The sequence below is a fragment of the Paraburkholderia sp. genome (assembly GCF_035501035.1).
GTDB lineage: Bacteria > Pseudomonadota > Gammaproteobacteria > Burkholderiales > Burkholderiaceae > Paraburkholderia.
Window position 1 is genome coordinate 1 of sequence record NZ_DATJWR010000404.1, and the last position, 3,203, is coordinate 3,203.

General features: G+C 60.1%; 3 protein-coding genes and 2 pseudogenes. 2 read left to right on the forward strand and 3 right to left on the reverse strand.

Translation table 11 applies throughout. The annotated features are described in order from the left end of the window. Positions 1–365: 365 nt before the first annotated feature. Positions 366–521, forward strand: a pseudogene (locus VMJ11_RS29170) (IS6 family transposase); the annotation flags it as partial. Between the two features lie 47 nt (positions 522–568). Here the strand turns inward: VMJ11_RS29170 and VMJ11_RS29175 are convergent. Beyond that, a pseudogene (locus tag VMJ11_RS29175) lies at positions 569–922 on the reverse strand (IS6 family transposase); the annotation flags it as partial. Between the two features lie 181 nt (positions 923–1,103). After that, on the reverse strand, positions 1,104–1,850 hold the full coding sequence (locus VMJ11_RS29180; protein WP_325624219.1) for a UPF0149 family protein: 747 nt from the start codon (positions 1,848–1,850) through the stop codon (positions 1,104–1,106). Between the two features lie 185 nt (positions 1,851–2,035). Here VMJ11_RS29180 and VMJ11_RS29185 point away from each other — a divergent pair, with 185 nt between their 5' ends. Beyond that, positions 2,036–2,953, forward strand: a complete 918-nt coding sequence (locus tag VMJ11_RS29185) for a recombination-associated protein RdgC (RefSeq protein ID WP_325624220.1) — start codon at positions 2,036–2,038, stop codon at positions 2,951–2,953. 82 nt (positions 2,954–3,035) lie between these two features. Here the strand turns inward: VMJ11_RS29185 and VMJ11_RS29190 are convergent, their stop codons facing one another. Then, positions 3,036–3,197, reverse strand: coding sequence for a transposase (locus tag VMJ11_RS29190; RefSeq protein ID WP_414694492.1), 162 nt, complete (start codon positions 3,195–3,197; stop codon positions 3,036–3,038). Positions 3,198–3,203 lie beyond the last annotated feature (6 nt).

The window sequence follows — 3,203 nt, forward strand, 5'->3', positions numbered from 1 at the left end:
GCGGTTCTTCAAAGAGCACACTGGCGTCTCGCCATCTGATTACCGGCGTGCAGCGAACGCCGCGTCAGTGCAGCCGCTGACTGGTTTGCCGCTGTAAGCGCACTACTGGATGAGACTCTCGTGAGAGCGCTGTCGCTGGCCTGAATACACAGGTGCGGCGCATTGGTAAACGGGGGCCCGCGTCTCGACGTGGCAATTGACCGTAGCAGTGCGAACAGTCTCTGCCAGGTCATCGGTCTCGAATAGCTCGGTGGTTCTGCTTTTACTTGTCGTGACGCGGTGCTCTTTGACACCACGGGCACACATCTGGCCGTTTGTGGCTTCGGCGAATACGGCGTTGGTAAATATGGCGGAGCCTTGAGGAACTGTTCGCAGGCCGCCACTTTGACCGCGAGGTGATCATTCTGTGTGATCGCTGGTATTTGCGTTACAAGCTCAGTTGGCACGATCGCGTCGAAGTGATGGCGGAACGAGGTCTCTCGCTGGCGCACACGACGATCCTGCGCTGGGTGCGGCGCTTCCAGACAATCCCAGGCCATGCGCAGCCGATTACCTTGAGTTTGCCGGTGATCAACACCCGCGGCGCGCGCCCGTGCTGGTCCACCGCACTCCACAGCCAGTGCTTCCTGCCATTGATCGTGACGACCGCTCCATCGAGGTGCCGCTTGTTGCCTCGTGCCTGGGAGGTGGACCGGATTCGCTGGGCAATGCCCAGCCCGAACTTCACCGACCAGCGTCGCGCCGTCTCGTACGTGAGTTCAATGCCACGTGCGGCCAGCAGTTCCTCGGCCATGCGCAGGCTCAGCGGGAATCGGTAGTAAAGCCATACCGCGTAGCTGATCAAGTCGGGCGGAAAACAGTAGCCGGCGTAGGAAATGGTGCCGGTGGCCGGCGCGCGCTGCGGCAACGTGGTTCGTTTCATGCCCGAGATCGTCGCCGCGTCTCCCTCAACCCGACAACAACGTGACAATACGCAGGGCAGTAGCGCAACGTGGCGGCGAGCGCGATCTGCAGGTCACGTGCCAGTTAGTTCTCGGCTTCGGATGCGGTAATCGGTGGATGCTTCTGATCGCGGGGCTGTGCCCGCGTGCAGCAACCGAGGCTCAATGCAGCGTTGTTGCAGCACCGCAGCACTTCTTGAACTTCTTGCCGCTGCCACAGGGGCACGGGTCGTTGCGACCGATTTTCGGCTCGGTCCGTTGGATGGTGGTCGCGATTTGCCGCTCGTGCACGGCTTTTCGGTAGGGGAGCCAGTAGCGATAGATGGCGGCGATGCTTGAGGGGATTTGCTTTGTCAAAGCCTCGCGCTGAGCAGGCCAGCGGGTAAGCTCCTCTTCTTCGGGGGAAACGTCGTCGGCGCCGAGTAGATGGAGAGGGCGCAGCCATGCTTGACCGTGGAGATCATCGAAAAGTGGCTGCCAGTCTTGTCGGCATAGCGCAATGCCCTGCATAAAGCCGAGCGCCCACGGCTCACCTTCGATGTATTCGTGAGGGTCGTCGGGGTAGGTGACGGTATCCCATACCGGTTCGAATGCATCGGCGTCGCCCTGCAGACTCCAGATGATCCCGTTATAGTGCCGCAGAATGAGACCGATGACGTGTTGGGCCTGATCCATCGTCTCGAAATGAGGTGCGTCCTCCTCTGCCGGCCCCCACAGACCATGCAGCCAGTCGCTTAGCTGCAAGCTCTTTGGCCCGATTGCGATCGCCGTCAGATACCCGTCCAGCATATCGAGCGTCATCGTTTCATCAGATGTTGCATCCGACAGCAGAAACTGGTCGAGCTCATCTTGCTCTTCGTCGGACAGGGGCGCCATCATTCGGAGGTCGTTGGACGACAATTTCGACATGGTTGCAGCTTCCGGAACCTAAGAACCTGATTTTACCTGCCGGCGATGGGAACCTGACGATCCCGATGGCACCTATGACGGACATTCCCTCATTGCGTTGTCCATCGGTCATGCCGCGTGTAGAGGGGGCGGCGCGCTGACACCGTCGTCAGATAGAATGGCGCGCTTTGCCCGTTCAGACTCTTATGTGGTTCAAAAATCTTCAGATTCATCGTATTCCGGCCCCTTGCTCCATTACCGCCGAGCAGATGGAACAATGGTTGGCGCCGCACGCGTTTCAGCCGGGCAGCAGCCTCGAGATGCAGCGCCACGGATGGGCCTCACCCCGTGACGATGGCGCGCTCGTCTATTCGACCCACCGCCAGATGCAGCTTGTCTTTCGATCTGAAAAGAAACTGCTGCCTGCCTCGGTGGTCAACCAAGTGACCAAGGCACGCGCGCAGGAAGTTGAGGAGCAGCAAGGCTTCAAGCCGGGCCGCAAACAGCTGCGCGAACTGAAGGAGCAGGTCACCGATGAGCTGTTGCCGCGCGCGTTCAGCATTCGCCGCGATACTCGGGTGTGGATCGATACCGTGAACGGGTGGCTCGTGATCGATGCGGCTGCACAGGCAGTCGCCGATGACGTACGGGCGCTGCTCATCAAATCGATCGATCAGTTGCCGCTCGCAAGCTTGCGCGTGGCGCAATCGCCCGTTGTCGCGATGACTAACTGGTTGATTTCAGGCGAAGCGCCGGCCGGTTTCACGCTCGATCAGGAAACGGAGCTGTGTTCGAGCGGGGAGGGTAACGCTATGGTGCGGTACGTCGGGCACGCATTGGACGCGGATGATATTCGGCGTCACATCGAGGCAGGCAAACAATGCATGCGGCTGGCGATGACCTGGAACGACCGGGTTTCCTTCGTGCTGACGCCATCGCTGATCATCAAACGCGTCACGCCGCTCGACGTCATCAAGGAAGCGGCGGATCCTACCGCACAAAATGATGACGAACGCTTTGAGTCGGACGTGACGCTGATGGCCGGCGAATTGGGCCGAATGCTGGCCGACATCGTCGAGGCGCTCGGCGGCGAGCAGGGCGAGTCGATACGCCAGGCGGCTTGACGTTACGGGGGCGGTAGCGTGCCAGACGGTGCCGGCGTTTCCACAACGCCGTCAGCGTTTCGTCACTCCCACGGCTAAGCTCTCAACAAAAAGTGAATCTGTAGTCTGGCCCGAATCCCTGAAGGATTACATCGACATCAGCCTCAAGGGTTCGGGTGTCGCGGGCCTTGAAGGCCAGCCACTCGTATTTCATCTTGTGCCAGAGCTTCTCGATGCGATTGAGCTCCGGGCTGTACGGTGGCAAGAAGTA

Excerpts from the sequence above, each read along its gene's own strand:
- VMJ11_RS29180 (WP_325624219.1), bottom strand. The coding sequence starts at position 1,850 with ATGTCGAAATTGTCGTCCAACGACCTCCGAATGATGGCGCCCCTGTCC.
- VMJ11_RS29185 (WP_325624220.1), top strand. The coding sequence starts at position 2,036 with ATGTGGTTCAAAAATCTTCAGATTCATCGTATTCCGGCCCCTTGCTCC.